The sequence below is a fragment of the Nocardiopsis sp. NPDC055824 genome (genome assembly GCF_053616335.1).
Genome location: NZ_JBSHDN010000092.1, coordinates 1 through 26,034, shown reverse-complemented (window position 1 = coordinate 26,034; position 26,034 = coordinate 1). Strand labels below are relative to the sequence as shown.

The 26,034-nt window shown below is 75.2% G+C and carries 25 protein-coding genes; 14 read left to right on the top strand and 11 right to left on the bottom strand.

Going from position 1 to position 26,034, the window contains the following annotated elements:
- Positions 1-106 precede the first annotated feature (106 nt).
- Entirely contained in the window at positions 107-1,102 is a 996-nt protein-coding gene (locus ACWGL3_RS18860) for a glycoside hydrolase family 6 protein (protein ID WP_267949878.1), read from the bottom strand.
- Between the two features lie 228 nt (positions 1,103-1,330).
- On the opposite strand from ACWGL3_RS18860, the gene ACWGL3_RS18855 reads away from it, so the two are divergent.
- Complete coding sequence (locus ACWGL3_RS18855; RefSeq protein WP_452461610.1) at positions 1,331-1,852, top strand: GNAT family N-acetyltransferase; 522 nt, start codon at positions 1,331-1,333, stop codon at positions 1,850-1,852.
- An 80-nt stretch (positions 1,853-1,932) separates the two neighbouring features.
- On the opposite strand, the gene ACWGL3_RS18850 is transcribed toward ACWGL3_RS18855, so the two are convergent.
- Both ACWGL3_RS18850 and ACWGL3_RS18845 read right to left on the bottom strand, forming a co-directional pair.
- The gene (locus ACWGL3_RS18850) at positions 1,933-2,814 is read right to left on the bottom strand and encodes an aldo/keto reductase (RefSeq protein WP_267949880.1); all 882 of its coding nucleotides are present in this window, start codon (positions 2,812-2,814) and stop codon (positions 1,933-1,935) included.
- Between the two features lie 343 nt (positions 2,815-3,157).
- Positions 3,158-3,328, bottom strand: a complete 171-nt coding sequence (locus ACWGL3_RS18845) for a hypothetical protein (RefSeq protein ID WP_267949881.1) — start codon at positions 3,326-3,328, stop codon at positions 3,158-3,160.
- A gap of 26 nt (positions 3,329-3,354) precedes the next feature.
- Between ACWGL3_RS18845 and ACWGL3_RS18840 the strand changes: the two genes are divergently transcribed.
- Entirely contained in the window at positions 3,355-3,891 is a 537-nt protein-coding gene (locus ACWGL3_RS18840; protein WP_267949882.1) for a CGNR zinc finger domain-containing protein, read from the top strand.
- Between the two features lie 144 nt (positions 3,892-4,035).
- Here the strand turns inward: ACWGL3_RS18840 and ACWGL3_RS18835 are convergent, their stop codons facing one another.
- Positions 4,036-4,839: an IclR family transcriptional regulator domain-containing protein gene (locus ACWGL3_RS18835; RefSeq protein WP_267949883.1), complete on the bottom strand. Its 804-nt coding sequence runs from the start codon at positions 4,837-4,839 to the stop codon at positions 4,036-4,038.
- 177 nt (positions 4,840-5,016) lie between these two features.
- Between ACWGL3_RS18835 and ACWGL3_RS18830 the strand changes: the two genes are divergently transcribed.
- From ACWGL3_RS18830 to pcaDC, 7 genes are all read left to right on the top strand, one after another.
- The gene (locus ACWGL3_RS18830) at positions 5,017-5,865 is read left to right on the top strand and encodes a CoA transferase subunit A (RefSeq protein ID WP_267949884.1); all 849 of its coding nucleotides are present in this window, start codon (positions 5,017-5,019) and stop codon (positions 5,863-5,865) included.
- Entirely contained in the window at positions 5,862-6,617 is a 756-nt protein-coding gene (locus ACWGL3_RS18825; RefSeq protein ID WP_267949885.1) for a CoA-transferase subunit beta, read from the top strand. Before ACWGL3_RS18830 ends, ACWGL3_RS18825 begins: the two co-directional genes overlap by 4 nt.
- 102 nt (positions 6,618-6,719) lie before the next feature.
- Positions 6,720-7,898: a thiolase family protein gene (locus ACWGL3_RS18820; protein WP_267949886.1), complete on the top strand. Its 1,179-nt coding sequence runs from the start codon at positions 6,720-6,722 to the stop codon at positions 7,896-7,898.
- A 105-nt stretch (positions 7,899-8,003) separates the two neighbouring features.
- Positions 8,004-8,768 (top strand): protocatechuate 3,4-dioxygenase subunit beta, encoded by a 765-nt coding sequence (gene pcaH, locus ACWGL3_RS18815; RefSeq protein WP_267949887.1) that lies wholly within the window; start codon positions 8,004-8,006, stop codon positions 8,766-8,768.
- Entirely contained in the window at positions 8,765-9,328 is a 564-nt protein-coding gene (pcaG, locus tag ACWGL3_RS18810; protein ID WP_267949888.1) for a protocatechuate 3,4-dioxygenase subunit alpha, read from the top strand. Before pcaH ends, pcaG begins: the two co-directional genes overlap by 4 nt.
- 12 nt (positions 9,329-9,340) lie before the next feature.
- Entirely contained in the window at positions 9,341-10,918 is a 1,578-nt protein-coding gene (gene pcaB / locus ACWGL3_RS18805) for a 3-carboxy-cis,cis-muconate cycloisomerase (protein ID WP_267949889.1), read from the top strand.
- Positions 10,908-12,041 carry a bifunctional 3-oxoadipate enol-lactonase/4-carboxymuconolactone decarboxylase PcaDC gene (gene pcaDC / locus ACWGL3_RS18800; protein WP_267949890.1) on the top strand — a complete coding sequence of 378 codons (1,134 nt, stop codon included), beginning with the start codon at positions 10,908-10,910 and terminating at the stop codon, positions 12,039-12,041. The genes pcaB and pcaDC overlap by 11 nt, the downstream gene beginning before the upstream one ends.
- Before the next feature lie 62 nt (positions 12,042-12,103).
- Here the strand turns inward: pcaDC and ACWGL3_RS18795 are convergent, their stop codons facing one another.
- The 5 genes from ACWGL3_RS18795 to ACWGL3_RS18775 form a co-directional block, all read right to left on the bottom strand.
- The gene (locus ACWGL3_RS18795; RefSeq protein WP_267949891.1) at positions 12,104-12,943 is read right to left on the bottom strand and encodes an SAM-dependent methyltransferase; all 840 of its coding nucleotides are present in this window, start codon (positions 12,941-12,943) and stop codon (positions 12,104-12,106) included.
- Between the two features lie 609 nt (positions 12,944-13,552).
- Positions 13,553-14,293, bottom strand: coding sequence for a hypothetical protein (locus ACWGL3_RS18790; protein WP_267949892.1), 741 nt, complete (start codon positions 14,291-14,293; stop codon positions 13,553-13,555).
- Positions 14,290-17,271: a DEAD/DEAH box helicase gene (locus tag ACWGL3_RS18785; protein WP_452461609.1), complete on the bottom strand. Its 2,982-nt coding sequence runs from the start codon at positions 17,269-17,271 to the stop codon at positions 14,290-14,292. The genes ACWGL3_RS18790 and ACWGL3_RS18785 overlap by 4 nt, the downstream gene beginning before the upstream one ends.
- Before the next feature lie 129 nt (positions 17,272-17,400).
- Positions 17,401-17,553 carry a hypothetical protein gene (locus tag ACWGL3_RS18780; protein ID WP_267949894.1) on the bottom strand — a complete coding sequence of 51 codons (153 nt, stop codon included), beginning with the start codon at positions 17,551-17,553 and terminating at the stop codon, positions 17,401-17,403.
- Between the two features lie 2 nt (positions 17,554-17,555).
- Positions 17,556-17,780, bottom strand: coding sequence for a DUF397 domain-containing protein (locus tag ACWGL3_RS18775; protein WP_267949895.1), 225 nt, complete (start codon positions 17,778-17,780; stop codon positions 17,556-17,558).
- 245 nt (positions 17,781-18,025) lie between these two features.
- On the opposite strand from ACWGL3_RS18775, the gene ACWGL3_RS18770 reads away from it, so the two are divergent.
- A complete protein-coding gene (locus tag ACWGL3_RS18770; protein WP_452461608.1) occupies positions 18,026-18,502 on the top strand; it encodes a hypothetical protein in 477 nt (158 codons plus the stop codon).
- Positions 18,503-18,609: 107 nt separating this feature from the next.
- On the opposite strand, the gene ACWGL3_RS18765 is transcribed toward ACWGL3_RS18770, so the two are convergent.
- Together ACWGL3_RS18765 and ACWGL3_RS18760 are read right to left on the bottom strand one after the other, a co-directional pair.
- Positions 18,610-20,016: an MFS transporter gene (locus tag ACWGL3_RS18765; RefSeq protein WP_267949897.1), complete on the bottom strand. Its 1,407-nt coding sequence runs from the start codon at positions 20,014-20,016 to the stop codon at positions 18,610-18,612.
- A gap of 5 nt (positions 20,017-20,021) precedes the next feature.
- Positions 20,022-20,846 (bottom strand): glycerophosphodiester phosphodiesterase, encoded by an 825-nt coding sequence (locus ACWGL3_RS18760; protein WP_267949898.1) that lies wholly within the window; start codon positions 20,844-20,846, stop codon positions 20,022-20,024.
- Positions 20,847-21,463: 617 nt separating this feature from the next.
- On the opposite strand from ACWGL3_RS18760, the gene ACWGL3_RS18755 reads away from it, so the two are divergent.
- The 4 genes from ACWGL3_RS18755 to ACWGL3_RS18740 all read left to right on the top strand — a co-directional run bounded on the left by ACWGL3_RS18755 (position 21,464) and on the right by ACWGL3_RS18740 (position 25,990).
- Entirely contained in the window at positions 21,464-21,811 is a 348-nt protein-coding gene (locus ACWGL3_RS18755) for an Rv3235 family protein (protein WP_452461607.1), read from the top strand.
- A gap of 543 nt (positions 21,812-22,354) precedes the next feature.
- Positions 22,355-24,253, top strand: a complete 1,899-nt coding sequence (locus ACWGL3_RS18750) for a S9 family peptidase (RefSeq protein ID WP_452461606.1) — start codon at positions 22,355-22,357, stop codon at positions 24,251-24,253.
- A 478-nt stretch (positions 24,254-24,731) separates the two neighbouring features.
- On the top strand, positions 24,732-25,739 hold the full coding sequence (locus ACWGL3_RS18745) for a C40 family peptidase (RefSeq protein ID WP_267949901.1): 1,008 nt from the start codon (positions 24,732-24,734) through the stop codon (positions 25,737-25,739).
- 74 nt (positions 25,740-25,813) lie between these two features.
- A complete protein-coding gene (locus tag ACWGL3_RS18740) occupies positions 25,814-25,990 on the top strand; it encodes a hypothetical protein (protein WP_267949902.1) in 177 nt (58 codons plus the stop codon).
- The last annotated feature ends 44 nt before the right edge of the window (positions 25,991-26,034 follow it).

The following is a 26,034-nucleotide window of genomic DNA, read 5'->3' as shown; positions in this document are numbered from 1 at the left end:
GACCCCGCCACACGGGCGGGGTCCGGAGCGCCAGTATCGCAACGGAGACGGGAGGGGGCGACCCGTTCCGTGCCCCTGCGGGCCGCGGGTCCGGGTCCCGGGCCGGTCAGCCCCCGGCGTTCACGGCCATCTCGTAGGCGAGCTCGGGGATGAAGGAACCGGCGGGTCCGGCGCAGCCGTCGGCCTCGCCGGGGAGCTTCACCCACAGGAAGGCGTCGATGAGCGGGTTGCCGGTGTCGGTCGTGCTGGGCGTTCCCAGGGCGCGTCCGGCCGGGTCGCACCACTCGTCGCCGGGCGCCGGGCCGTTGCCGTTGCGGCTGGTGTCCACGACCGCCCCGAGCCCGTCCAGGCCGGTGGCGCCGATGATCGCCTCGGCGTACGCGACCTCGTCCGCGGTGGTGCGGTAGTTGGAGGTGTTGACGGCGATGCCGTCCGCGCTCTCGGCGACGTCCACGCCGTGCAGCAGTTCGGCGACCTCCGCGGGGGAGTGCCACGCGGAGTGGCCGGAGTCGATGTACACGCGGGCCTCGGAGGAGCCCTCCTTGAGGGTCCGCCCCGCGTACGCCAGCGAGTCCATGACCTCCGCCGGCGGCTGGCCCTCGCAGGAGCCCATGAGGGAGAGGGCGTCGGGCTCCACGACGATCGTCGCGGGGCGGTCGTCGAGCCCGGCGGCGAACGCGTCGATCCAGGCCCTGTACGAGGCGTGGTCGGGCGCACCGCCCCCGCTGTGGTTGCCGCAGTCGCGTCCGGGGACGTTGTAGACCACGATGATCGGCACGGCGCCGGCGTCCTGGGCGGCGCCGGTCAGGGCGGCCACCTCGGACTCGACGGTGTCGGGGTTGTAGCGGGTGAACCAGGTCGCCTGGGCCACCCCGGCGATGCGCTCGCCGATGACGGAGGCGCGGGGGTCGCCCGGGTTGTCGGCGACCCAGTTCGCCGCACCGGTGTCGGGGTTGACGTAGAAGGGCGCGTCCTGGGCGGCGGTCCGCGCCGCGTCGGCGCCGGACGCCGCCGCGGCCCCGACCGGCGCGGCGCCGCCGGACAGCAGTGTGCCGAGGGCCAGGGCGCCGACGGCCCCCAGGGCCGCTGATCTGCGAATCATCGTGACTACTCCTCGTGCGAGCGGGGGACAGGGGTAGTTGGGAGCGCTCCCAGTCGTGGCGCACCACGATAGGCAACGGTGAACTCCGTGTAAAGGGGTCGTGACGATCGGGTCCCGGTACCACCCCGAGGGGTCGGCGGGTCGCCCCGCAGGCGCGCCGGCTCAGGGGATGCAGACTCTTCCCCCGCCCCCCTGTCGTGGTCGTTGGTCCCGGGTTACGGTTGTGGTATGAGCCTTGAGCTGCCAACCGACCGACTCCTCATCCGGGAGTGGGAGCTGGGCGACGCCGAGGAGGCCCTGAAGATCTACGGGGCCGACGAGGTCGCGCACTGGCTGACGCCGGAGTGGCATCCGGTGAACGAGACCGACGCGATGCGCTCGGTCCTGCACGCCTGGATCGAGGCCGGACCCAACCTCATCCCGCCCGCGGGCCGCTGGGCGATCGTCCGGCGACAGGACGGGCAGCTGGTGGGTGGACTGTCGCTCAAGCTGCTTCCGCCCTTCGAGGAGGACTTCGAGCTGAGCTGGGCGCTGCGCCCGGACGTGTGGGGCCGCGGCTACGCCACGGAGGCGAGCCGGGCCGTCATCGCCTGGGCGTTCGAGCAGGGGATCGAGGAGGTGTTCGCCGTCGCGCGTCCGCGCAACGAACGGGCCATCGCCGTCGCCCGCCGCCTGGGCATGGAGTGGGTGGGCGAGACCGAGAAGTACTACGACATGCGCCTCCAGGTCTTCCGCCTGCGTCCCGGCTGACGGAGGGGGTCGCGTGCGGCCGGCCGGGTCTGCCGGCGGGCCGCACGCGCGCGGCCTCCCACGCCGTCCGGCGAGCGGGCTCAGGCGCCCAGGAGCTGGTCGATCCGCTCGGTCTCCTCCTCCGACAGGCGCACTGCCGCGGCCGCCGTGTTCTCCTCCAGGTGCGCCACCCGCGACGTGCCCGGGATCGGCAGCATCACCGGCGAGCGGTGCAGCAGCCACGCCAGGGACAGCTGGACCGGTGTGACACCGTGCTCGGCGGCGACCGCCGCCAGGGGCGACTCCGGGCCGGCCAGCTCACCGCGCCCCACCGGGGCCCACGGCAGGAACGCGGTCCCGTCCTTCTCGCACTGCTCCAGGACGTCCTCCGACTGTCGGAAGGACGGCGCGTACTGGTTCTGCACCGACGCCACCGGGGTGATCGCGCGGGCGGCCGACAGTTCGTCGACCGTCACCTCGCTCAGGCCGATGTGCCGGATCTTGCCCTCCTCGCGCAGTTCGACCAGCGCACCGAGCTGGTCGGCGAGCGGCACCCCGGGGTCGATCCGGTGGAGCTGGAGCAGGTCGATCCGCTCCAGGCCCAGGCTGCGCAGGCTCAGCTCCACCTGCTGCTTGAGGTACTCGGGCCGCCCCAGCACGTGCCACCGGCCGGGACCGGTGCGCGCGAACCCCGCCTTGGTGCCGATGACCAGGTCGTCGGGGTAGGGGCGCAGGGCCTCCCGGATCAGCTGCTCGCTGATCTGGGGGCCGTAGGAGTCGGCCGTGTCGATGAAGGTGATGCCGAGTTCGACCGCGCGCCGCAGGACGGCCAGCGCCTCGTCGCGGTCGCGGGGCGGCCCCCACACCCCCTCGCCGACGATCCGCATCGCACCGAAGCCCAGCCGGTGGACGGGGAGGTCTCCGCCGAGGGCGAAGGTCCCCGACCGCTCTGCGATGTCTGGTGTGGCGTGCACGTCGGTCACGGTGTCCCTTCCGGGCGGCGCTGGGGCCGCGGTCGCGTCCTGGCCCGAAGGCCTCTGCCGTGGCGCGGTCGCGGTGTGCCCGGACGCGCGCTCCCGGCGGTGTCGCGGGCAGGATCTCAGCCGGAGGGGAGCGCCGCAAGGCGCCACGGTGCCGGGGGGAGTCCCCAGGGCGCCGGAGGGGCCGGAGGGGGCCGGACACGAAGCGGCCGTCCCCGACCGGGCTGCGCTCCCCGCACCCGGTGCGGCGGCGGAACACGAGGGGCGAGGTCGGCGCCCCGGACAGGGGATCCCCGCGGCCCCGGTCCCCCGGTCCCGCTCGGGTCGCCGGGGCCCGGAGGAGCCGTCAGCGGTCGGACCGGCCCCCGGAGGGGACCGCCCGCGCCTGGACGATGCGGACGGCCGGGAGCAGCGTCACCCGCCGTTCACCGCAGACGCAGCGCTGATAGCTGACGACGCCCTCGCTGGTGGGGTGGTCGGACTCGGTGGACCAGAGGTGTTCGTGCCGTGTACCCATGGCCCCCAGTCTGATGTAATGGCATTATGCATCTCAACCCTTACGGCCAGGGGCCGCTGTCGCTCGCGGTGGACCTGGTCAACCGCCCGCCGACGGGCGCGGAGGATCTGGAGCGGCGCTGCGCCGAGGTGGGGTTCGTCCTCGCGCGGGCGGTCGGCGAGGACGACGTCGAGGCCGTCCGGGAGTTCCTGGGCCTGTGGGAGGGGGTGGTCGACAGCTCCGACCGCCCGACCCGCGCCGCGCGTCTGAACGCCCTGCTCGCGGAGTACTCCTCCGCCCCGCGCCTGACCGACCACGCCGGCACCGGATGGCACCTGCACTACCGGCCCGACGTGCTGCCCGCCCACCGCCAGGTGGCGGCGCTGGTCTCGGTCGGCACCGCCCTGCACCTGACCGGTCGGGGCATGGACCGCCTCGGCCGGTGCGCGGCCCGTGGCTGCGCACGCGTCTACGCCGACTTCTCCCGCAACGGGCGCCAGCGGTACTGCTCGCCCGCCTGCGGCAACAGGGACGCCGTGCGCCGCCACCGGGCCCGCGCCGACGACCGCGAAGGCGCGCTGTAGGGCGGCGGGGGCTCGGTGCGGCCGCTCCGGGCGCGGCAGGGGCCGGGGTCCGCCGGTCGGGCGTCATCCCGCCGCGCCGCCCGTCTCCCGCCTCCCGTGCCGCGCCGTCCGCCTCCGTTTCGGGGAAGGCCGCGCGGCACGGCCTCAGCGGCCGGAGCCGCGGCGCGACACGGAGGCGAGGTCGGACTCGATGCGCGAGGCCGTCTCCAGCAGGGCGGGCAGCAGGTCGCGGCGCACGTCCTCGATCGAGGAGCGGTTGGCGTGCGCCGACACGTTCGCGGCCGCGATCACCCGCCCCTCCGCGTCGCGGACGGGGGCGGCCAGTGAGCGCAGCCCCTCCTCCAGCTCCTGGTCCACGATCGAGTACCCCTGCTCGCGCACCCGCCGCAGCTCGGCGCGCAGCTCGTCCGGGTCGGTGATGGTGAACCGGGTCAGGGGCCGGAGCTCCACGCGGCCCAGGTAGGCCTCCAGGTCGCGCTCGTCGCGCCCGGCCAGCAGCACCCGCCCCATCGAGGTGGCCGAGGCGGGGAACCGCGTGCCCACGGTGATGGCGACCGCCATGATCCGGGAGGTCGCCACGCGCGCCACGTACAGCACGTCGTCGCCCTCCAGCACCGACACGGAGGCGGACTCGTGCACCCGGGCCGAGAGGTCCTCCAGGTGGGGCTGGGACACGTCCGGCAGGCCGGCCGAGGCCACGTAGGCGTAGCCGAGGTCGAGCACGCGGGGGGTGAGGGAGAACAGGCGCCCGTCGGTGCGCACGTACCCCAGGTCGGCCAGGGTCAGCAGGAAGCGGCGGGCGGCGGCGCGGGTCAGGTCGGTCTCCCGCGCGACCTCGCTGAGGGTCATCGACGGCCGCTCCGCGGAGAAGGCGCGGACGACCGTCAGGCCGCGTTCCAGGGACTGCACGAAGTGGGCGCCGCGGGCCGGTTCTTCTTCGTCGGGCATGTGGTCTTCCTGGTTCGGGTGTGGGCCTGGGGACGGGCGTCCCCAGAAATGTTCTCATACCGAACAGGTGTGGTCGTCCGTGTCGGCATCTTGACCCTGTCGGGGATCGGCGCTACCTTCGTACCCAAGGTGTTCGCTGTGAGAACATCCATTCGCTATACGAACGGGAGGTTCTCCATGATCGTGCCCCTGGACGAGGCGGTACGCGAACTCGTCCACGACGGCGACACCGTCGCCCTGGAGGGGTTCACCCATCTCATCCCCGTGGCGGCGGGGCACGAGATCATCCGCCAGGGCCTGCGCGACCTGACCCTGGTCCGCATGACCCCGGACATCGTCTACGACCAGCTCATCGGCGCCGGATGCGCGCGCAAGCTCGTCTTCTCCTGGGGCGGAAACCCCGGCGTGGGCTCGCTGCACCGCTTCCGCGACGCCGTCACCCACGGCTGGCCCGTCCCGCTGGAGATCGAGGAGCACAGCCACGCCGGCATGGCCAACCGCTACGTCGCGGGGGCCTCCGGTCTGCCCTTCGCCATCCTGCGCGGCTACGCCGGCACCGACCTGATCGGGAACAACCCCAACATCAGGACCATCACCTGCCCCTTCAGCGGGCAGGAGCTCGCCGCCGTCCCCGCGATCAACCCCGACGTCACGGTCGTGCACGCCCAGCGCGCCGACCGCGACGGCAACGTGCAGCTGTGGGGCATCACCGGCGTCCAGAAGGAGGCCGCACTGGCGGCCGAACGGGTCCTGGTCACCGTGGAGGAGGTCGTCGACGCCCTCGACCCCGTTCCGGGCCAGGTCGTCCTGCCCGCGCGGGTCCTCGACCGGGTCAGCGTCGCCGCGGGCGGAGCCGCGCCCTCCTACGCCCACGGCTACTACGAGCGCGACAACGAGGCCTACCGCGCCTGGGACGCGATCGGCCGCGACCGCGGGGCCTTCACCGCCTGGCTCGCCGAACTCACCGCGACCGCGCCGCCCCCCGCCGGTCCGGCCGCCCCCGAGCCCGCCGGGAGGGGCCTGTGACCACCGTGGCCTGGACCTCCGACGAGATCATGACCGTCACCGCGTCCCGCTCGCTGTGCGACGGCATGTCGTGCTTCGTCGGGATCGGCCTGCCCAGCACCGCCGCCAACCTGGCCCGCCGCACCCACGCCCCCGGCCTGTGGATGATCTACGAGTCCGGGACGCTGGGCACGGTCCCCGACCGCCTGCCGCTGTCCATCGGCGACGGGAGCCTCGCCGACGCCGCCGACACGGTGGTCCCGGTCCCGGAGGTCTTCAACTACTGGCTCCAGGCCGGGAGGATCGACGTCGGCTTCCTCGGCGCCGCCCAGCTCGACCGGTACGCCAACATCAACACGACCGTCATCGGCGACTACGCCGACCCGCGGGTGCGCCTGCCGGGGGCGGGCGGGGCGCCCGAGATCGCCGCGTCCTGCCGCGAGGTGGTCGTGGTCATGCGGCACAGCCGGCGGGCCTTCGTGGAGCGGGTCGACTTCGTCACCTCGGTCGGCCACGGCTCCGGTCCCGGCGACCGCGAGCGGCTCGGCCTGCGCGGCGCCGGCCCGGTGCGGGTGATCACCGACCTCGGCGTCCTCGAACCCGACCCCCGCACGCGCGAGCTCGTCCTGACCGGCGTGCACCCGGGCGTGGCGGCGGACGAGGTCCGGGCGGCGACCGGATGGGACCTCGCGGTGGCCGAGGGGCTGGAGGTCACCCCCGAGCCCACCGACGCAGAGCTCTCGGTGCTGCGCTCCTTGACGGGGGCCGCCTGAGGGGGCGGCGGAGGCGCCGCCCTACAGTTACCTAACAGTGTTAGGTTCCATCTCGCCCGCGGCCGGGCCCGACCCGGCCGCACCACCCCCAGGAGGCCCGCGGTGACCGACGTCTACGTGCTCGACGCCGTCCGCACACCCTTCGGCAGGTACGGCGGCGCGCTCTCCGGCGTACGCCCCGACGACCTGGCCGCCCACGTCGTCGGCTCGCTCGTGCGACGCGCGCCCGGCCTCGACCCCGCCGACGTCGACGAGGTCGTCCTCGGCAACGCCAACGGCGCCGGCGAGGAGAACCGCAACGTCGCCCGCATGGCGTCCCTCCTGGCCGGACTGCCCACCTCCGTCCCCGGGGTCACCGTCAACCGCCTCTGCGGTTCCGGCATGGAGGCCGCCGTCCAGGCCTCCCGCGCCATCCAGACCGGGGACGCCTCCCTCGTCGTGGCCGGGGGAGTGGAGTCCATGAGCCGCGCCCCCTGGGTCCTGCCCAAACCCGCCGAGGGCCACCCCGCCGGCGACGCCACCCTGCACTCCACCACCCTGGGATGGCGCATGGTCAACCCGCGCATGCCCGGGAGGTGGACCGTCTCCCTGGGCGAGGCCACCGAGGGCCTGGCCGAGCAGCACGGCGTCACCCGGGCGGACCAGGACGCCTTCGCCCTCGCCAGCCACGCCAAGGCGGCCCGCGCCTGGGCGGACGGGGTCTTCGACGGCGAGATCGTCCAGGTCGGGGACGCGCACCTGGACCGGGACGAGTGCATCCGCGAGGGTTCCCCCGACAAGCTCGCCGGCCTCCGACCCGCCTTCCGCGCCGAGGGCACCATCACCGCCGGGAACGCCTCCCCCCTCAACGACGGAGCCGCCGCCCTGCTGCTCGGCGACCGCGCCGCCGCCGACGCCGCCGGCCTGGAACCCCTCGCCCGCATCGCCGGGCGCGGCGCCGCCGGGGTCGACCCCGACGTGTTCGGCATCGGCCCGGTCCGCGCGGCCGAGACCGCACTCGAACGCGCGGGGATCGGCTGGGGGGACCTGGCCGCCGTCGAGCTCAACGAGGCCTTCGCCGCCCAGGCCCTGGCCTGCGTCCGCAGCTGGCGGGGCCTGGACCCCGACATCGTCAACCCCAACGGCGGCGCCATCGCCATCGGGCACCCGCTGGGCGCCTCCGGCGCCCGTGTCCTCGGCTCGCTCGCCCACGAGCTGCGCAGGCGCGGCGGGGGCTGGGGGCTGGCGGCGCTGTGCATCGGCGTCGGCCAGGGCCTCGCCGTCGTCCTGCACGCCGAGTAGGCCACCCCACCACAGGTCCCGGGGGGCGCCCCCGCCCGCCGGGGCCGCCCCGCCCAACGCGGACCGCAGGGAGCCGGAGCCGCACGAACGAAGGGACGACCCCCCATGCCCACCGCACCCGACGCGGCGTCCGCGCCGTCCGGGCTGTACGTCCCCGGCTACGTCCGGGACCACGACACCCACCCCCCGCTGGACCACCCCGGGTACCGGAGCACCGCGCTGCGCCACCCCCGGCGCCCGCCCACCCTGCTCCCGCACACGCTCACCGAGATCACCGCGCCCGTCCTGGGCGAGGACCGCGTCGGCGAGCACGACCACGACCTGACCCGCGGGCACGACGGGGAGCCCCAGGGACAGCGCATCATCGTGCACGGGCAGGTGCGCGACAGCGGCGGAGCGGCCGTGCCCCACACCCTGGTGGAGGTCTGGCAGGCCAACGCCGCGGGCCGCTACCGCCACACCGGCGACAACTGGCCCGCACCCCTGGACCCCCACTTCACCGGGGTCGGCCGCGCCATGACCGACGCCGAGGGCCGCTACCGGTTCGTCACCGTCCGGCCCGGCGCCTACCCGTGGCGCAACCACCGCAACGCGTGGCGGCCCGCCCACATCCACTTCTCCCTCTTCGGCCGGGCCTTCACGCAGCGCCTCGTCACCCAGATGTACTTCCCCGACGACCCGCTGTTCTTCCAGGACCCGATGTGGAACTCCGTACCCGACCCCCGGGCCCGCGAGCGCATGCTCGCCCGGTACGACCACGACGCCACCCGGCCGGAGTGGGCCCTGGCCTACCGCTGGGACATCGTGCTGCGCGGCCGCGAGCAGACCCCGTTCGAGTCCGACGAGGAGATCCTGGAGGACGACGAGTGAGCACCCACCCCACCACCCCCGCCCAGACGGTCGGCCCCTACCTCCACATCGGCCTGCCCTGGCCCGACGGCCCCTACGCCGTCGCCGAGGGCGCCCCGGGCGCGGTGTGGATCCGCGGCACCGTCTACGACGGGGCCGGAGAGCCCGTCACCGACGCCCTCGTGGAGACCTGGCAGGCCGACCCCCAGGGCCGGTTCGACCACCCGGACGACCCGCGCGGGGCACGGTCCCACCCCGGCTTCCGCGCCTTCGGGCGCTGTCCCACCGGCGCCGACGGCGGCTACGGCATCCTCACCCTCAAACCCGGGACCGTGCCGGGCCCCCACGGGGACCAGGCCCCCCACATCGACGTGTCCCTGTTCGCGCGCGGCATGCTGCACAGGGTCGTCACCCGCCTGTACTTTCCCGAGGAGGAGGCCGCCAACGCCGCCGACCCGGTGCTGAACAGCATCGGCGACCCCGACGCGCGCGCCACCCTCGTCGCGGGGGCGGCGCCGGACGGCTACCGTTTCGACATCCGCATCCAGGGGGACGGCGAGACCGTCTTCTTCGACGTCTAGCGAGGAACCCCCATGACCGGCCTGTTCGACGGTGTCCTCGACCGCGGTCCCGTGGCCGGGGCCACCGGCGACACCGCCTGGCTCCAGGCGCTCCTCGACGTGGAGGCGGCCCTCGCGCACGCCCTCGCCGACACCGGGCGCCTCGCAAGGGACCGGGCGGAGAGCATCGCCGCCGCCTGCGCCGCCGACCGCTACGACCCGGCCGCCCTGGGGCGCGCCGCCGCGGGCGGCGGCAACCCCGTCATCCCCCTGGTCGAGGAGCTCACCGGCCGCGTCCGCGCCCTGGACCCCGACGCGGCCCGCCACGTGCACCGGGGCGCCACCAGCCAGGACGTCCTGGACACCGCCGCCATGCTGGTCGCCCGGCGCGCGGGCGGAGCGCTCCTGGCCGACCTGCGCGGACTCGCCGACGAGCTGCGCGACCTCGCCGCCGCGCACCGCGACACGCCCATGGCCGGGCGCACCCTGCTCCAGCAGGCCCTGCCCACGACCTTCGGGGCGGTCGCCGCCGGATGGGCCAACGGTCTGGCCGAGGCCGCCGACCAGCTCGACCGCGTGCTCACCGGCCGCCTGGCCGTCCAGCTCGGCGGCGCCGTCGGCACCCTGGCCTCCCTGGGCGAGGACGGCCCCGGGGTCACCGCGGCCCTGGCCGCGCGCCTGGACCTGGCCGACCCCGTCCTGCCCTGGCACACCGAACGGGGACGGATCGCCGAACTCGCCTCGGCCCTGGGCCGGATCTGCGGCGCCGCGGGCACCGCGGCCCAGGACGTCGTCCTGCTCGCCCAGACCGAGGTGGGCGAACTGGTCGAGGACGGGGGCCCCGGCGTCGGAGGGTCCTCCACCCTTCCGCACAAGCGCAACCCCGTCGCCGCCGTCAGCGCCCTGGCCTGCGCCCGCCAGGCCCCGGGACTCGTCGCCAACCTCCTCGCCGCCCAGATCCAGGAGCACCAGCGCGCCGCGGGCGGCTGGCACGCGGAATGGCTGCCCCTCACCGACCTGTTCCGCCGTACCGGCGGGGCCGTGGCCTGGCTGCGGACCAGCGCCTCCAGGCTGAGGGTCGTCCCCGGGCGGATGCGCGCCAACCTCGGCCTCACGGGGGGTCTGGCGCTCTCCGAACGGGTCACCACCGACCTGGCCCCCGAACTCGGCCGGACGGAGGCCCACCACCTCGTCGCCGACGCCTGCCGCGAGTCGGCGGACTCCGGCAGGGACCTGGCCGACGTCCTCACCGCCCGCCTCGACGGGGTCCGCACCCGGGAGCGCGTCCTCGAACTCCTGGACCCCTCCGGCTACCTGGGGGCGGCGGCGGTGTTCACCGACCGGGTCACCGGGGGGCGGACGGGCCGGGGAGCCGCCACGGCCCCGGGGCCCGGCCCGGAGCCGGACGGGGGCGGGGTCCCAGGGGGCCCGTGTGTCTCCCGGGCCCCCGGGACGGGTACGGGGACGGGTGGGCCCGAGGCGCACGCGGCGCCGGCCCCCGGCGGCACACCACGGGCGCACGGGCCCGCGGAGACACCCGGCCACGACCCGCGGCCGGGGCCCGAGGACACGGATCGTGAGAACAACGGAGGGCGCACCCATGGGCGTTGACCTGCACCACGTCGAGAGCGGACCGGCCGACGCGCCGCCGCTGCTGCTCGGGGGATCCCTCGGCGCCACCGTGGACATGTGGGAGCCGCAGGTCGAGGCACTGTCCACGGTCTTCCGGGTGATCCGCTTCGACCACCGCGGCCACGGCCGCTCACCGGTCCCCGACGGCCCGTACACGATGGCGGACCTGGGCGGGGACGTCGTGGCCCTCATGGACCGGCTGGGCATCGGCAGCGCCCACTACGCCGGACTGTCCATCGGCGGCATGGTCGGGCAGTGGCTGGCGGTCCACCGCCCCGAGCGGATCGACCGCCTCGCCCTGCTCGCCACCTCCCCCTACATGGGACCGGCCCGGAACTGGCGCGAGCGGGCCGCCCTGGTGCGCGCCGAGGGCACCGGCGCCGTGGCCGACTCCGTGGTGGAGCGCTGGTTCACCCCCGGCTTCCTCGGCGCCCACCCCCGCGACGCCGCCGGGCTGCGCGAGCAGATCGCCGCCACCCCCGCCGAGGGGTACGCGGGCTGCTGCGGTGCGATCGAGACCTACGACCTGCGCGAGGAGCTCCACCGCATCAACGCCCCGACGCTGGTCGTCGCGGGCGCCGACGACCCCTCCACCCCGCCCGCGGGCAACGCCGAACTCATCGCCGAGCGCGTCCCGCACGCCCGCCTGACGGTGCTGGACGACGCCGCGCACCTGCTGTCCTGGCAGCAGGCCGCCAAGGTGAACACACTCCTCACCCAGCACTTCGCGTCCGCCGACCGCCACGCGGCCGGTATGCGGGTGCGCCGGAGCGTGCTGGGCGACGCCCACGTCGACCGGGCCGGCGCGCGCACGACCGGCTTCACCGAGCCGTTCCAGGACCTGATCACCCGCTACGCGTGGGGCGAGGTCTGGACCCGCCCCGGGCTGGACCGCCGCACCCGCAGCTGCATGGTGCTGACCGCCCTCGTCGCCCACGGCCACTGGGAGGAGGTCGCCATGCACGTCCGCGCCGCGCTGCGCAACGGGCTGACCCCCGACGAGATCGGCGAGGTGTTCCTCCAGGCGGCGGTCTACTGCGGCGTGCCCGCCGCGAACAGGGCCTTCGCCATCGCCCAGGAGGTCCTGGCCGAGGACTCCTGAGCGCCCTCCCGCGGCGCGGACGCGGTCCCCGCCGACCGCGCCGCGGGAAGGAGCGGCCGGGGTCAGCGCTTGAACGCCACCCCCGACAGCTCCCACAGCTTCACCCCGGGGTCCTCGGGACGGAACCGGGGGGGCACGTCGGGGTGGCGCCAGGAGGCGCAGTCCACGGCCCGGGGCCCGCCGTCCTCGCGCCCGTCGGTCCACGGGCTGGCCAGTTCGAGGCCCCGGAAGACCGCCGAGGCCTCCTCCGGGCTGCGCACGCGTCCCCACGGCGTTCCGAAGGAGAGGATCTGGTCGGTCATCCACGCACCCGACGCGGGGTCGTCGGAGACGATGTGGGAGAAGATGACGCAGGATCCCGGGGCCAGCCGCTCCGTCAGCCTGTGCACCATGCCGAACGGGTCGTCCTGGTCCGGCAGGCAGTGCAGCAGGGACACCAGCATCACGCACACCGGCAGGTCGGTGTCGATCAGCCGCCGGGTCTCGGGAGCGCCGAGGACCCGGTCCGTCTCCCTGATGTCCGCGAGCAGGAAGGCCGTCTCCGCGCTGTCGTTGATCAGCGCCCGGCCGTGCGCGAGCACGATCGGGTCGTGGTCGACGTAGACCACCCGGGCCCGGGGGTTGGCGCGCTGCGCCGCGTGGTGGGTGTTGTTGGCGGTGGGGAGCCCCGCTCCCAGGTCGAGGAACTGCTCCACGCCCTGGGCCGCCACGTACTCGACGGCCCTGGAGAGGTAGGCGCGGTTGTCGTTCGCGAAGGAGACGAGTTCGGGCGTGCCCGCGGCGAGCACTTCGCAGGCCTTCCGGTCCGCCTCGAAGTTGTCCTTGCCGCCCAGCAGGTAGTCGTACATACGCGCGATGCTGGGGGTTTCCATGTCGATGTCGGGGGGGAAGCGATCGGCCATCAGATGTCTGGGGCTGTACCCGGTCCGCGGACCGGGCCGAGGGAGCCCCTGCCTCCTTCTTCGTCGTGTTCGCGTACCCGTCGGCCCGCCGGTGCGGACCGACACAGCGGTGGCGGGTCCCCGGGGCGGGGACGCCGTCGTGGAGCGCGGGGCTCCGGGTGGGGAGCCGCCGGTGCTCCGGGAGGGGTGCGCCGGACCGGGTGCGGCGAGGGGATGCCGCCGGAAGGCTTCCGGGGTGTCGCCGCTCCGGCCGTTGTGCGGGACGGGGCCGCTCCGGGGTGCGGAGGCGGTGGTCCGGTCCCGCGGTGCGGAGGGCGCGCGGGAGTCCCGGGATGCGGAGGCGAGCGGGGACCGGAGCCGGGAGAGCGGTCCGGGATCGAACGTGGGCCCGGAGCGGACCAGGGCCGCCATCGGTCACCTCCCTCGCTACTGCCCGCGCGCGTGCGCGCCGATCGCCGGTCTGCGCACGGCCCCGGACCCCTCGGCGCGAGGGGCCGCCCTGCGGCGGAAGGGCCGTGCAGCGATCTTCAGGCGAATCGTAGCCGCGTTCGTCCGAGCGCACCGGCGTTTTCCGTAGAAAGAGGAAAGAGCGCACCGGCCCGCCGCGCCTCATGCCCCGGGACGGCCCAACCCGGGCAGCTCGTCCGCCACGAGCCCCGGGGCGGAGGCCCTGACGCGCTCGCCCGTGCCGCCCGGCGGGGCCGGCGGGGCCGGGATCGCGGGCGCGGACCAGAACACGGCGGCCGAGGTCGCCGCGGCGTCCGGCGGGGCGGGGCGCGAGGGCCGCCCGGCCCCGCCGCGGACGTCCTGCGGCGCTTCCGCGCCGCCGCCGGACACGGCCTCCTCCGGCGCCGGAGGCCCCTGCGCGGCGGCGGGGGAGAGCGTCCTGACCCGGGCCACCAGGGCGCGGCGGTCGAGCCCCAGCCACCGGGTCAGCGCGAACGGGTCCCGGTCGGCCTCCGCGCCCAGGGCCGCCGCGACCGCGTCCAGGTGGGCGCACCTGGACTCCCACGCCTCGCACGAGCACGTCGCCACCAGCGCGTCCCAGCTCCGGGGGACCAGGTCCCACCCCAGCAGGGCGAACACGCGGTCCGCCGCCACGGGCAGCTCCTCCGCCAGGATCCTGGCCCGGAACACCGGCTGGGAGGCCAGTGCGGCGCACACGCGCTCCCGCTCCGGCTCGGGCGGCACCGGGCGGATCAGGCTCACCTCGTGCACGCTCCCGCGGCCGCCCCCGGCGCGCACCCGCCCCGCGACCTCCCCGGGACGCACCGACAACCGCTCCACCGCCGAGGCGGCCCCGGCCGGCACCCCCAGCGACTCCGACAACAGCTCCGACCAGGCGCTCATCCGGCCACCGCCTCCGGGGACAGCCGGACCACCTCGCGCAGGTCCTCCACCGACAGGGACGCCAGCCACTGCTCGCCGGTCGCGACCGCGCTGTCCGCGAGCGCGCTCTTGCGCTCGATCATCTCGTCCACCCGCTCCTCGACCGTTCCCACGCACACCATCTTGCGCACCTGCACGTCCCGGCGCTGCCCGATGCGGAACGCCCGGTCGGTGGCCTGGTTCTCGACGGCGGGGTTCCACCAGCGGTCCAGGTGCACCACGTGGTTGGCCGCCGTGAGGTTCAGCCCCGTCCCGGCCGCCTTGAGCGAGAGCAGGAACACCGCGGGCCCCTCCATGGACTGGAAGCGCCGGGTCATCTCCTCCCGCTCGGCGCGCGGTGTGCCGCCGTGCAGCCACAGGACCGGCACCCCCAGGCGCGAGCGCAGGTAGGGCTCCAACCGGTCGCCGAACCGCGCGTACTGGGTGAAGCAGAGCGCCTTGTCGCCCTCGGCCGCCGCCTCGCCCAGGATCGACTCCAGGCGGTCGAGCTTGCCGGAGCGGCCCGCCAGGGCCGAACCGTCCCCGAGGAACTGGGCCGGGTGGTTGCAGATCTGCTTGAGCCGCGACATGGTCGCCAGGACCAGGCCCCTGCGCTCCTTCTCCGTGGCCTCCGCCATCCGCTCGGCCATCTCGTCGACCACGGCCTTGTACAGCGAGGCCTGCTCCGGGGTGAGCGTGCACCAGGTGCGCATCTCCATCTTCTCGGGCAGGTCGGCGATGATCGACCGGTCGGTCTTGAGGCGGCGCAGCACGAACGGTCCGGTCATCCGGCGCACCAGGCCTGTGTCGGGTCCGTCCTCGCCGGTGACGGCCCGCTCGAACGCGGCGGCCGACCCCAGCAGGCCGGGGTTGGCGAAGTCCATGACCGACCACAGCTCGCCGAGGTTGTTCTCCACCGGCGTGCCGGTGAGCGCCACACGCGTGGCCGCGGGCAGCGAGCGCACCGCCGCGGCCTGGCGGGTCCCGTGGTTCTTGAGCGCCTGGGCCTCGTCGCACACGATCCGGTGCCAGGGCATGCCGGAGAGCTCCTGCGCGTCCCGGGTGACCACGCCGTAGGTGGTCACCACCAGGTCGCAGCCGCCCACCAGGCGGGCGAGCGCGTTGCCGGACGGCCGGTCGGGGCCGTGGTGGACGTGCACCCGCAGGTCGGGCGCGAACCTCTCCGCCTCCCGCCTCCAGTTGCCCACCAGCGACACCGGGCACACCAGCAGGGTGGGGCCGGGCGCGGGGTCGCGGAGGCGTTCGTCGGCGAGCAGGGCCAGCAGCTGCACGGTCTTGCCCAGGCCCATGTCGTCGGCCAGGACCGCGCCCAGGCCGAGCTCGCCCAGGAAGCGCAGCCAGGCCGCGCCCCGGTCCTGGTAGGGGCGCAGCGAGGCCCGGAAGCCGGCCGGGGTGCCCATGGGGCGGGGTTCCGCCTCGGCCCCGCCGTCCAGCAGGGCGCCCAGGGGTCCGTCCGCGACCACGTCGCCCACGGGGAGGGGCGCGGTCCCCGCCACGCCGAGGGCCGTGCGCAGCGCCTCGTCGGTGCGCATGCGGTGGCCGCCGCGGCGGGTGACCAGGTCCAGGGCGGCGGAGACCCGCTCGGGGTCCATCTCCATCCACCGGCCCCGCACGCGCACCAGGGAGCGCTTGAGACGGGCCAGCTCCGCGAGCTCGGCCAGCTCCTCCCCGGTCAGGGGCTCGGCGTCGCCCCCGTCCGCCCCCGTTCCGCGCAGGAGCGCCTCGAAGGACACGGAGACCAGGTCGGAGGGGCCCACCCCGCCCCCGCCGCGGCGCCGCGCGGGCCCGGTCTCCTCCACCTTCACGCGCAGGCCGATCCCCCGGTGGCCGCTCCACTCGGGCAGCACCACCGCGAACCCCGCGGCCGTCAGGCGGGGCGCGGCCGAGGACACGAACTCCTGCGCGTCCTCGGTGGTGAGCATCAGGCGGGCGGGGGCCAGGTCGCGCAGCGCGCGCCGCAGCCGGGGGTAGTGGCGGGCGGCTCGGTCGAGGTCGGCGAGGGCGGTGGCGCCCACGTCGGCGGGGAGCCAGGCGGCGCCCTCGCCCAGCCAGACCTGCTCCAGGGGCAGGCGCAACCCGGGGTCGGAGACCGAGCGGACCCAGAACTCGACCGTCCAGGGGCCGCCCCGCCCGGGTTCGCGCAGGACGAGGAGGAGGGTGGCGCGTCCCGCGCCGCGCAGCCGGGAGCGCCAGTCCCGGAGGGGGCCGCGCAGGCGGTCGGCGGTTCCGGCGTCCACGGCGTCCCGCGTTCCGGTGAGGGCGGCGGCGAGGCGCTGCCCGGGGGTGGCCGTGCCGTCGTCCGGCCCGGTGGCGCGGCGGGGCCGGGCGGCCAGCCGCCGGGCGACGGCGTCCGTGAGGAGTTCGAGGGGGGCGAGCACGCAGGAGCGGGCGGCGCGGTCCGGTGACTCGCCGGGCATGTGGGCGCGGGCGGAGGGCGGGAGGGCGGCCGTGAGGGCGGCCAGGTGCTCCTCCGCCCAGTCCACGGGCGCGGGGCGCCACCGCGCCCGGGGCGGGTCCCCGACCAGGTCGGGAAGGACGCAGCCCGTGGTGACGAGCTGTTCGGCGAACTCCCGGACGGCCGCCAGGTGGCGGAGGGAGGGGCCGGCCGGTACCGGGGGAGCGGCGGCCAGGAAGGCCTCGGCCCCGGCGGGCGGCAGGCGGAGCGCGGGCACCCGCCAGGGGTGGAAGGCCGCAGGCTCCCCGTCGGCCGCCGTGGAGGGGGAGGGGGCGGAGGTGTCGCCGGGGAGGGTGAGCCCGAGGACCAGCGGTGAGGCCGACCCGGTGCCGGGAAGGGTGCGCAGCTCGGCGGTTCCCGCGGCGAACGGGTGCGGGCGCGGTGACCCGGCCCCCGTTCCCCCGCGGCCCTCCCGGGACGGGGCGTCCGCCTCCGCCCAGACCGCCAGCGCGTCCCCGACCCACACGCCGTGCACGACCCGCACAGCACCTCCCGCGTTCCCCCGTTGCCCGTGGGCCCAGTATCCCCGTGACCGCCGACAGCCCGGGCACGGGGGACGCGGAGCGGGCCGGGGGCGGCACGGGCGCGGACGCTCCCTCGGGGCCCCGGCGCGTCAGCCGCCTCCGTCGCCCGCCCCGCCGCCGTCGCCGCCGGATCCGTGCGGTCCCGCCGCGTCCTCCCCCGACCGCGGGGAGGGGCTCGCCAGGGACACGACCAGTGCGACGAGCATGGCGAGGACCACCAGGTACACGGCTGTGCTCCCCACGGTCACAGCCTCGCCGTGCCGAGGAAGACCGCCCACTCCCGGCGCGGGACGTCCAGGCGCCCCCGGCCGGGGTGCCCGGAGTCGCGGAGGGCGGCGCCGACGGGAGGGCCCGCGGCCGTCGCGCGGGCACCGTCCCCGGGGTGCCGCGGGGTCGTGCGGAAGGCCACCTCCACACATTCCCCCCGTTCGAGGGAGTGGCTGGACTTGAAGAATGCGAGGTCGCTCATCCACGTGGTCTACCCGCTTCCGGCACGATGGCGCTGTCCGGTTGTGGCCAGGGTCACACGGGAATCGCGGCTCCAGGGGTCCGTGCGCCGTCGCCCAAGTGTGGCCCGGCGTTTCCGGCGAGGACCCCCGCGGGCGCGGGGCCGGGGAGTAGGGTGACCCGTGACCGGACCGGGACCCTCGGTGACGGGGCCTGTGTCGCCCGGTCCTCCACCTCCCCGCACGACCGGACCACGGACGAGGCACCATGACCGGCCCCCTTCCGCACCCCCTTCCCGCCCTCACCGCCGCGTTGGCCGCGGCGGCCCTGCTCGCCGGCTGCTCCGCCGAGCCGTCCGGCCAGGATCCGGCAGGGGCCGGCGCGACCCCCTCGGCGGACGCCGCCGAACCCTCCGCCGGGCCCTCCGCCGGGCCCGCGGGCCCGGACCTGCCGGAGGCGGCCGACGGCACCGATCTGGAGGCCTGCGCCGACGCCGAGTGCGAGGTCCTGGTGGAGGCGGGCGACGAGTTCGCGATGGACGGAACCCACGGGGTGGCCCGGTTCGTGGTCGACGCGGTCGACGGGGAGGGGTTGGGCATGAGCGGTTTCGGCCCCGGGATCGAGCTCTCGGGGCACCTCCCGCCGCCGGACGGCGGCCGGCCCCCCACCTTCGTCATGAACGGCTTCACCGTCACCCTGGTCGCCGTGGACGGCTCCACCGCCCTCATGACCCTCTCCCCCTGACGCCCCGCGCCGGGGTCGGGGCGACAGGATGAATCTACGTCGTAAAGGTGGCTGTTCTTCACGACGCAGACGGACCCCGGCTGCTCGCCGGGGTCCGTCGTCGGGGATCACAGGTTCTTCGGGACCTCGTTGCCCACCGCGACGATCCCCTCGCGCATGCGCGTCCGCCACAGCAGCACCCCTCCGAGGAGGAAGAACGCGATGAGCGACAGGATCGCCACCCGGTAGCCGCCGGTCAGGGACACCGCGATCGTCACGGTCAGCGACCCCAGGAACGTGGACCCCCGGTCCGAGATCTGGAAGAGGCTGAAGTACTCCGCCTCCTTGCCCTTCGGGATGAGCTGGGAGTACATCGACCTCGCCAGGGACTGCGTCCCGCCCAGCACCAGGCCGATGCCCACACCCATGGCGATGAACAGGGGCACGTTCCCCACCGGCAGGAAGTACGCGGCCGCCACGAGGGCGCCCCAGGCCACCAGCGAGGCCAGCACGGTGTTCTTCGTCCCCAGGAAACGGGAGATCCACCCGGTCAGGAACGCGCCGCCGAACGCCACGAACTGGATGACCAGGATCGTGACGATGAGGATGTCCTGCTGCAGCCCGAGGTCCTGTGTCGCGAACGGCGCCGCGTAGCGGATCGCCGCCTGCACGCCGTCGTTGAAGAAAATGAAGGCCAGCAGGAACAGGATGGTGTTCGGGTACCTGCGCATGTCCTTGAGCGTGTGCCCGAACTCGCGCACCGACCGTCCCACCCGGGGGCGGCCGCGTCCGCGCGCCGCCATCGCGCCGAACCTGTCGCGCAGCGGTTTGACCGCCAGGACGGTGAAGCCCGCCCACCAGATGCCGCAGGAGGCGAACGCGATGCGCGCCGCGTCGTCCGCGCCGATCCCCAGGGAGTCCGCGCCGACCACGAGGCCCAGGTGGGCGGCCAGCAGGAGCGCGCCCCCCAGGTAGCCGATGCCCCAGCCGGTCACCGACACCCGGTCGCGCTCGTCGGAGGTGGAGATCTCGGGCAGGAACGCGTTGTACACCACGATCGAGAGGCCGTACAGCAGGTTCGCCAGCACGAACAGGAGCGAGGCCAGCATGTAGCCGTCGTCGGCGAAGTACAGCCCGAGGGTGGACAGCGACCCGGTGAGGGCCAGCCAGAACAGCCACCGCTTCTTGTGGCGGGACTGGTCGACCATCGCCCCCAGGACGGGCAGGCAGACGATCTGGAGCAGGATCGCGACCGTGGTCAGCGCGGGGTAGAGCGCGTTGGGGTGGAGGGTGAGGAGCTCGGTCCCGAGCGGGGCGACGGTCAGCGACGGGTCCAGGCAGGACGCGGCGTCGGGGGCGCCGGCCGACACGCAGGCCAGGTTGCTCAGGTAGGGGCCGATGAGGACGGTGACCACCGAGGTGATGAACACCGAGTTGGCCCAGTCGTAGAGGTACCAGCCGCGCTGTTCGCGCCTGCGCTGGACCGGGTCGCTGGAGGGGGCGTTGTCCGCCGCCGCCTCCGTGGGGTCGCCCATGGGGGTCATCCGTTCTGGAGGGTTGTGCCGGGGCCGGTGGGGCGGTCCGTCCACTGGCCCCGGCGGAGGAGGATCCGCCGCAGCGCGGTGGTGTTGTCGGTGACGATGCCGTCCACGCCCGCGTCGAGCAGGCGTTCCATCACCCGGGGGTCGTTGACGGTCCACACGTGCACCTGCATGCCCAGGCGGTGGGCGGTGTGGATGAGGTCGCGGCTGAGCACGGGGAAGCCGCCCTGCCACAGGGGGATCTGGGCGCACACGGGGGTGCGGCCGGCCAGGGGGCGCAGCAGGGGGGAGAGGGAGGCGATGCGCAGGCGGACCACGTCGGCGGGTCCGCAGGAGGTGGCCACGGGGTGGTCGAAGAGGCGCCGGGCCAGGTCCAGGCGCCTCTGGTCGAAGGAGCCCACGCACACCCGGTCCCAGGCGCGGGTGCGGCGCAGGACCCGGATGAGGGGGAGGACGGCGGCGTCGGCCTTGAGGTCGATGTTGAACCGCGCGTCGGGCCAGGAGCCGAGGAGGTCCTCCATGAGCGGTACGGGTTCGCGTCCGCCCACGCGTGCGCGGGCGACCTCGCCGAAGGGCAGGTCGCCGATGGCGCCGGTCCTGTCGGTGGCGCGGTCCAGTGTCGGGTCGTGGAAGGCCATGAGGACGCCGTCGGCGGTGGCGTGGACGTCCGTCTCCAGGTACGTGTATCCGAGGTCGACGGCGTGTTGGAAGGCCGCCGCCGTGTTCTCCAGCTCGGTGCTGCGCACGCCCTGGTCGTCGGTGAGCCATCCGCCCCGGTGGGCGAGGGCCACGGGTACGGGGGAGGAGAGGTACGCGTGAGTCACGCCTTGCAGTATGCCGGTTGTGCGGTGCGGTGCGCCCGTCGCCGTGGGGTGCCCGAAAATCCGGAAAACCTGGAATGCCCGGTGGGGCGGGCGGTGTGCGGCGTGCTCTGTGGAGGGGTGTAGGCGGACGTCATCCTCGTCGAAGGGACCCGTTCATGTCGACCACCCCTCCACGTCACCGCTGCCCGTTGCCCGCGTGCCGTCCCGGCCCTGCGGTCCACCGCGGCCCCTCCGCCCGTCGGGGCCGGTCTGGTGGGCCGGCCTGCGACGGGGCCCGGGGTCCGGAGTCCCTCCCGGGTCGCGGGGGGCCGGGCCGTCCGGCGCCGGACGGCCGTCCCGGGGAGGGCGCGCCGGTGGCGCCCGTGTCCGGTTCCTCCGCCGGGTCGGGGGTTGCGCGGGAGGCGGGGGCCCCGGCCGCCCGTCGCTCCCCGGGGCCGCACCGCCGGTCCGCGGCGGCGGGTCGGCGGCCGGCGCCGCACCAGCCCTCGTCCGGGGCCCGGGTGCCGGGCGGGCGTCCGCGTCCGGCGCGGACCCCGGCCCGGGCCCCGCTCGCCGGGGCGGAGGCGGGCCGGTGCGCTGCCGGTCCGCTGCTCGCGGGCCACCGGACGCCGGGTGAGGTGTATCTGCTGGCCCAGCGGTTGGCGGAGGTGCTGGTGGGCCGCCGTGCGCCGGAGGTGCTGCGGGACCAGTTGGCGGTTCCGGTCCGTGAGGAGCTGCGCCGGCTGCGGGGGGCGATCCCGTGCGGGTTGGCGCCCCGGTTGGGGAGGGTGTTCCACCAGAGGGCGGACGCGGGCGGGTCGGGTGCTCCCGAGGTGGAGGCGAGTGCGGTGATCGGCTGTGCCCGGCGGTCGCGGGTGTTCGCGTTCAGGGCGCGGCGGGTGGAGGGGCGGTGGGTGTGTGTGCGGTTGGAGACCGACAGCGCGGTGCGGAGCCGGACCGGGGTGCCGGTGGTTCGTTCGCCGTGAGGGGCGGGGTGCGGGCCCGGCGGGGGCGGGACCGCCCTCGTGCCGCGCCCGCTGCTCTCCCGGCCGGGAGAGCGCGCCTTCCGCTGACGCCCGCGGCCGAGGCGGTCCTCACAGGGCCGGGCGGGGAGGCCCTGGACGCGCTGGAGCGCGTGCTTCCCCGGGCTTGCCGGGTGGAGCTGCGCGGGGTGGGCCACCTGGCGGCGGACAACGGGGGGCGTCCGGAGCTGGTGGCCCGCGCCCTGGCGGGGTTCTTCCGGGGCGGGGGGTAGGCCGGGCGGTGCGTCCGGGCCCGGGGCCCGGACGCGGGGCCGTCGGCGGCGGTTGTCGCGGGTGAGCCGGGAAAGTGCCTGGATTTCCGGCTACGGGCGTGGATAGGGTCCCCCTGGGGTGGTCTCCTGACCGGAGCGCATCCCGTGTTCGAGCGGTCGTGCCCCGATGTGGTCGCGCCGTACCTGGTACGCGGAGGCTCCGGACGACGGCGCCCCGCAAAGGGATAAGGAGGGGGCGGTCGCGGCGCCCCCGCGCCGGGACGGCCATCCGTGTATGAAACCTGCTGACATCGTCCACCTGCACAGCCTCAGCGCTCCGACCCTGTCGCCGGACGGGCGGCGCGCGGTCTTCGCCGTGACCCGACCGGACCTGGAGGAGGACGCCTACCTCGGTTCCCTGTGGTCGGTCCCCACGGACGGGTCGGCCCCGCCAGCCCGCCTCACCCGGGGCGCCAGGGACAGCGGCCCGGTGTTCTCCCCCGACGGGCGCTGGATCGCCTTCCTGCGGCCCGACGAGGACGAGCGCGCCCAGATCCACGTGCTGCCCGCCGACGGCGGCGAGCCCTGGAAGATCACGTCGCACCCCCTGGGGGCCGGGGCGCCGCGCTGGAGTCCGGACTCCAGCCGCCTCGCCTACACCGCCAGGGTCCCCGAGCCGGGCCGGTACGTGGGCGTGGAGCCGGGCAAGGAGCCGCCCCGGCGCATCACGCAGGTCAAGTACCGGTTGGACGGCCTGGGGTTCACCAACGACCGCCGCTCGCACGTGTTCGTGTCCGCGCCGGTGGACGCCTCGGGTGAGGTGGGGGAGCCGGTCCGGGTGACCGGGGGCGACTTCGAGCACGCCGACGTGGCGTGGCGGCCCGACGGCTCCGAGCTGCTGTTCGCCGCCTCGCGGCACGAGACGCGCGACACCGACCTGGTGCAGGACGTGTGGGCGTGCGCGCCGGAGGAGGGGGCGCGGCCCCGCCGTGTGACCGCGGGGGACCTGGACGCCTGGGGCGGCCGGTTCTCCGGGGACGGTTCGACGGTGTTCTTCAGCGGTGACGAGATCGGCCCGGACCTGGACGACTTCGTGGGGCGCACGACCGGGGTGTGGTCGGTCCCGGCGGACGCCTCGGCGGTGCCGACGCGCCTGACACCGGGGGAGGGGCCGCGGATGACGGGTCCCCTGCTGGTGGTGGCGGACGGGGTGTTGGGCCTGGCCGAGAACCGGGGCGCGGTCGATCTGGTGCTGGTGCCCTTCGGGGGCGGCGTGCCGCGGGTCCTGGTGGGCGACAAGGTCCAGGTCCAGTCGTTCGACAGCGCGGGCGGTGTGACGGTCGCGGTGGTGGCCGACGGGCGTTCCAGCGGTGAGCTGGTGGTGGTGTCCGGGGACGGTGTCAGGCGGCTCACGGGGTTCGCCCGGGGGCCGGCCCCGCTCCCGATGGCCGAGCTGACGGCGCACGCGCCCGACGGGTACCCGGTGCACGGGTGGGTCACCCTTCCCGAGGGCGAGGGGCCGCACCCGGTGGTGCTGATGATCCACGGTGGCCCGTTCGCGCCCTACGGCCACCAGCTGTTCGACGAGACCCAGGTGTACGCGGCGGCGGGGTACGCGGTGGTGTTGTGCAACCCGCGCGGGTCCTCGGGGTACGGGGACGAGCACGGCCGGGCGATCATCGGCGCGGTGGGCGAGGTGAGCGCGGCCGATGTGATGGCGTTCCTGGACGCGGCCCTGGAGGACGGGCGGCTGGACTCCTCGCGGGTGGGCGTCATGGGCGGTTCGCACGGCGGCTTCATGACGACGTGGATCGCGGCGCACCACGGCGGGCGCTTCCGTGCGGCGATCAGCGAGCGGGCGGTGAACGCGATCGAGAGCTTCCACGGCTCCTCCGACATCGGTTCGTTCTTCCCGCGGCCGCTGTACGGTCCGCCGGAGGTGTGGGCGAAGGAGAGTCCGCTCACCTATGCCGACCGGATCGGGGTGCCGTTCCTGATCATCCACTCCGAGGAGGACTGGCGGTGTCCGGTGGAACAGGCGCAGCGCCTGTTCGTGGCGCTCAAGCTGCGCGGGCACGAGGCGGAGATGCTGTTGTTCCCGGGTGAGGGGCACGAGTTGTCGAGGTCGGGGCTGCCCAGCCACCGGGTCGCGCGTTTCGAGGCGGTCCTGGACTGGTGGCAGCGCCACCTGTGATGTTCGTCGGGGGCGGGGGAGGACCCCGCCCCTTCCCCCGGTTCTCGTGATACACGTCTCTTTTTCGGGGGTGGTTGACCTGGTTTTGGTGTGTTCGGAGCGGGGATGCTGTGTGCCCGCTTCGCGGGAGCCGTCGGGATTTCCGCTCGGTCGGCGCGGCCTCGCAGGTCAGGGGGTTGCCCAAGGCGAGGTAACGAAAGGGTCGCGTTTCGCCCTTGTCGTGAATTAGTGTTCCCTCAGGTCGGAACGCACCGCTTGGTCACCATCAGGGTGACGGCGTCCGGTTTCCGTCGCACCCCGCCCGTCAGCAGCTCTCTTCCCGAGGGCGGGGGCCACCGCAGCACGCCCGGCACACCTCCCGCGGCCTTCCCGCCGCGTACCGGGACCCCCTACCGCTCATCCCCGCACGCCTGCCACAGGTGTGTCCGCGGGATGCCCTGCGCTGGTAGACGGGTGTGGGAGAAAGGCAGTCGATCCCTTGACTCGCAACCCCGAACCCGGTTCGCGTGGAAGGCGCCGCGGCGCGACGGTCGGTTTCGTCGCCCTCGGCGCGCTCGCCCTCTCCTCGGCCCCGGCACTGGCCGAACCCACCGCGGAGGAGGCGCAGCAGCGCTACGAGGAGCTCCAGGAGGAGCTCTCGGTGCTGAACGAGGCCTTCAACCAGGCGGAGGAGGACCACTCCAGCGCCCGGACCGAGCTGGAGGACATCGACGCCCGGCTGGCCGAGGCGCAGGAGGACCTGGACGCCATGTCCGGCCAGGTCGCCGGGATCGCCCGGGTCGCCTACACCGAGTCCACGCACAGCCTCTTCACGGTGCTGTTCGACAGCTCCCCCGACGCGGCGCTGCAGAACGTGGCCGACCTCAACTTCCTCTCCGAGGGGCAGGAGGTGGTCCTGGCGGACTACGTCGTGGAGGTGGAGCGCGCCGAGGAGCTGCGCGAGCAGGCCGCGGCGGCCGAGGAGGGGGCCGCGCAGGCCCTGTCCGAGGCCGAGTCGGCCCAGGAGGAGGGCGAGGCGGCCCTGGAGGAGCAGGCCGTGGTGCTGGAGAGCCTGGGCGGGGTGGACCCGACGGCCGGCGCCGCGGGCGCGGCCGCCACCGGAGGGGACGCCGGCGCGGTGTCCGGGGACGTCCAGGCGGTACTGGACTTCGCCCGCGCGCAGATCGGCAAGCCCTACGTGTGGGGCGGCACCGGGCCCGACGGCTACGACTGCTCGGGCCTGGTCCAGGCGGCGTGGGCCCAGGCGGGCGTGAGCCTGCCCCGTACCACCTACGACCAGGTGAACGCGGGCACGCGCGTCTCGCGCGACGAGGTCCAGCCGGGGGACCTGCTGTTCTTCTACAGCGAGTCCGCCCCCAGCCATGTGGGGATCTACTCCGGCAACGGGATGATGATCCACGGCTCCAACCCCTCCAAGCCGCTGGAGGAGGTCTCGCTGGCCGCGTACTGGGACGGCGTCTTCTCCGGGGCGGTCCGCGTCGGCTAGCGGATCGGCCGCGCGGTCGCGGCGAGGGCGGGGCCGCGCTCTTGTCCGGGTGCGGCCCGCGTATCCTTCGGCCCATGGGACGACTTCTGTTCAGGGTCGCCGCCGGCGTGGCGGTGGTGCTCGCCTTCTTCTGGCTGCTCTCCGTGGTGGTCGGCCTGCTGATCTGGGGCGTGGTCGTCGCCCTGGCCGTCGGCGTGGTCGTCCTCGGGGTGAGGATGCTCAGGGCCGATTCCGCCGGGAGGGGCCGGTAGCCCGCCTCCCGGGGCGGGGTCCGGCGGGGCGCGTCGCACCGGCC

What these genes read in the sequence shown, in the direction of transcription:
- ACWGL3_RS18860 (WP_267949878.1), bottom strand. Translation starts at nt 1,102, where the DNA reads ATGATTCGCAGATCAGCGGCCCTGGGGGCCGTCGGCGCCCTGGCCCTC.
- ACWGL3_RS18855 (WP_452461610.1), top strand. Translation starts at nt 1,331, where the DNA reads ATGAGCCTTGAGCTGCCAACCGACCGACTCCTCATCCGGGAGTGGGAG.
- ACWGL3_RS18845 (WP_267949881.1), bottom strand. Translation starts at nt 3,328, where the DNA reads ATGGGTACACGGCACGAACACCTCTGGTCCACCGAGTCCGACCACCCC.
- ACWGL3_RS18840 (WP_267949882.1), top strand. Translation starts at nt 3,355, where the DNA reads ATGCATCTCAACCCTTACGGCCAGGGGCCGCTGTCGCTCGCGGTGGAC.
- ACWGL3_RS18835 (WP_267949883.1), bottom strand. Translation starts at nt 4,839, where the DNA reads ATGCCCGACGAAGAAGAACCGGCCCGCGGCGCCCACTTCGTGCAGTCC.
- ACWGL3_RS18830 (WP_267949884.1), top strand. Translation starts at nt 5,017, where the DNA reads ATGATCGTGCCCCTGGACGAGGCGGTACGCGAACTCGTCCACGACGGC.
- pcaH (WP_267949887.1), top strand. Translation starts at nt 8,004, where the DNA reads ATGCCCACCGCACCCGACGCGGCGTCCGCGCCGTCCGGGCTGTACGTC.
- pcaB (WP_267949889.1), top strand. Translation starts at nt 9,341, where the DNA reads ATGACCGGCCTGTTCGACGGTGTCCTCGACCGCGGTCCCGTGGCCGGG.
- pcaDC (WP_267949890.1), top strand. Translation starts at nt 10,908, where the DNA reads ATGGGCGTTGACCTGCACCACGTCGAGAGCGGACCGGCCGACGCGCCG.
- ACWGL3_RS18795 (WP_267949891.1), bottom strand. Translation starts at nt 12,943, where the DNA reads ATGGCCGATCGCTTCCCCCCCGACATCGACATGGAAACCCCCAGCATC.
- ACWGL3_RS18790 (WP_267949892.1), bottom strand. Translation starts at nt 14,293, where the DNA reads ATGAGCGCCTGGTCGGAGCTGTTGTCGGAGTCGCTGGGGGTGCCGGCC.
- ACWGL3_RS18775 (WP_267949895.1), bottom strand. Translation starts at nt 17,780, where the DNA reads ATGAGCGACCTCGCATTCTTCAAGTCCAGCCACTCCCTCGAACGGGGG.
- ACWGL3_RS18770 (WP_452461608.1), top strand. Translation starts at nt 18,026, where the DNA reads ATGACCGGCCCCCTTCCGCACCCCCTTCCCGCCCTCACCGCCGCGTTG.
- ACWGL3_RS18765 (WP_267949897.1), bottom strand. Translation starts at nt 20,016, where the DNA reads ATGGGCGACCCCACGGAGGCGGCGGCGGACAACGCCCCCTCCAGCGAC.
- ACWGL3_RS18750 (WP_452461606.1), top strand. Translation starts at nt 22,355, where the DNA reads ATGAAACCTGCTGACATCGTCCACCTGCACAGCCTCAGCGCTCCGACC.
- ACWGL3_RS18740 (WP_267949902.1), top strand. Translation starts at nt 25,814, where the DNA reads ATGGGACGACTTCTGTTCAGGGTCGCCGCCGGCGTGGCGGTGGTGCTC.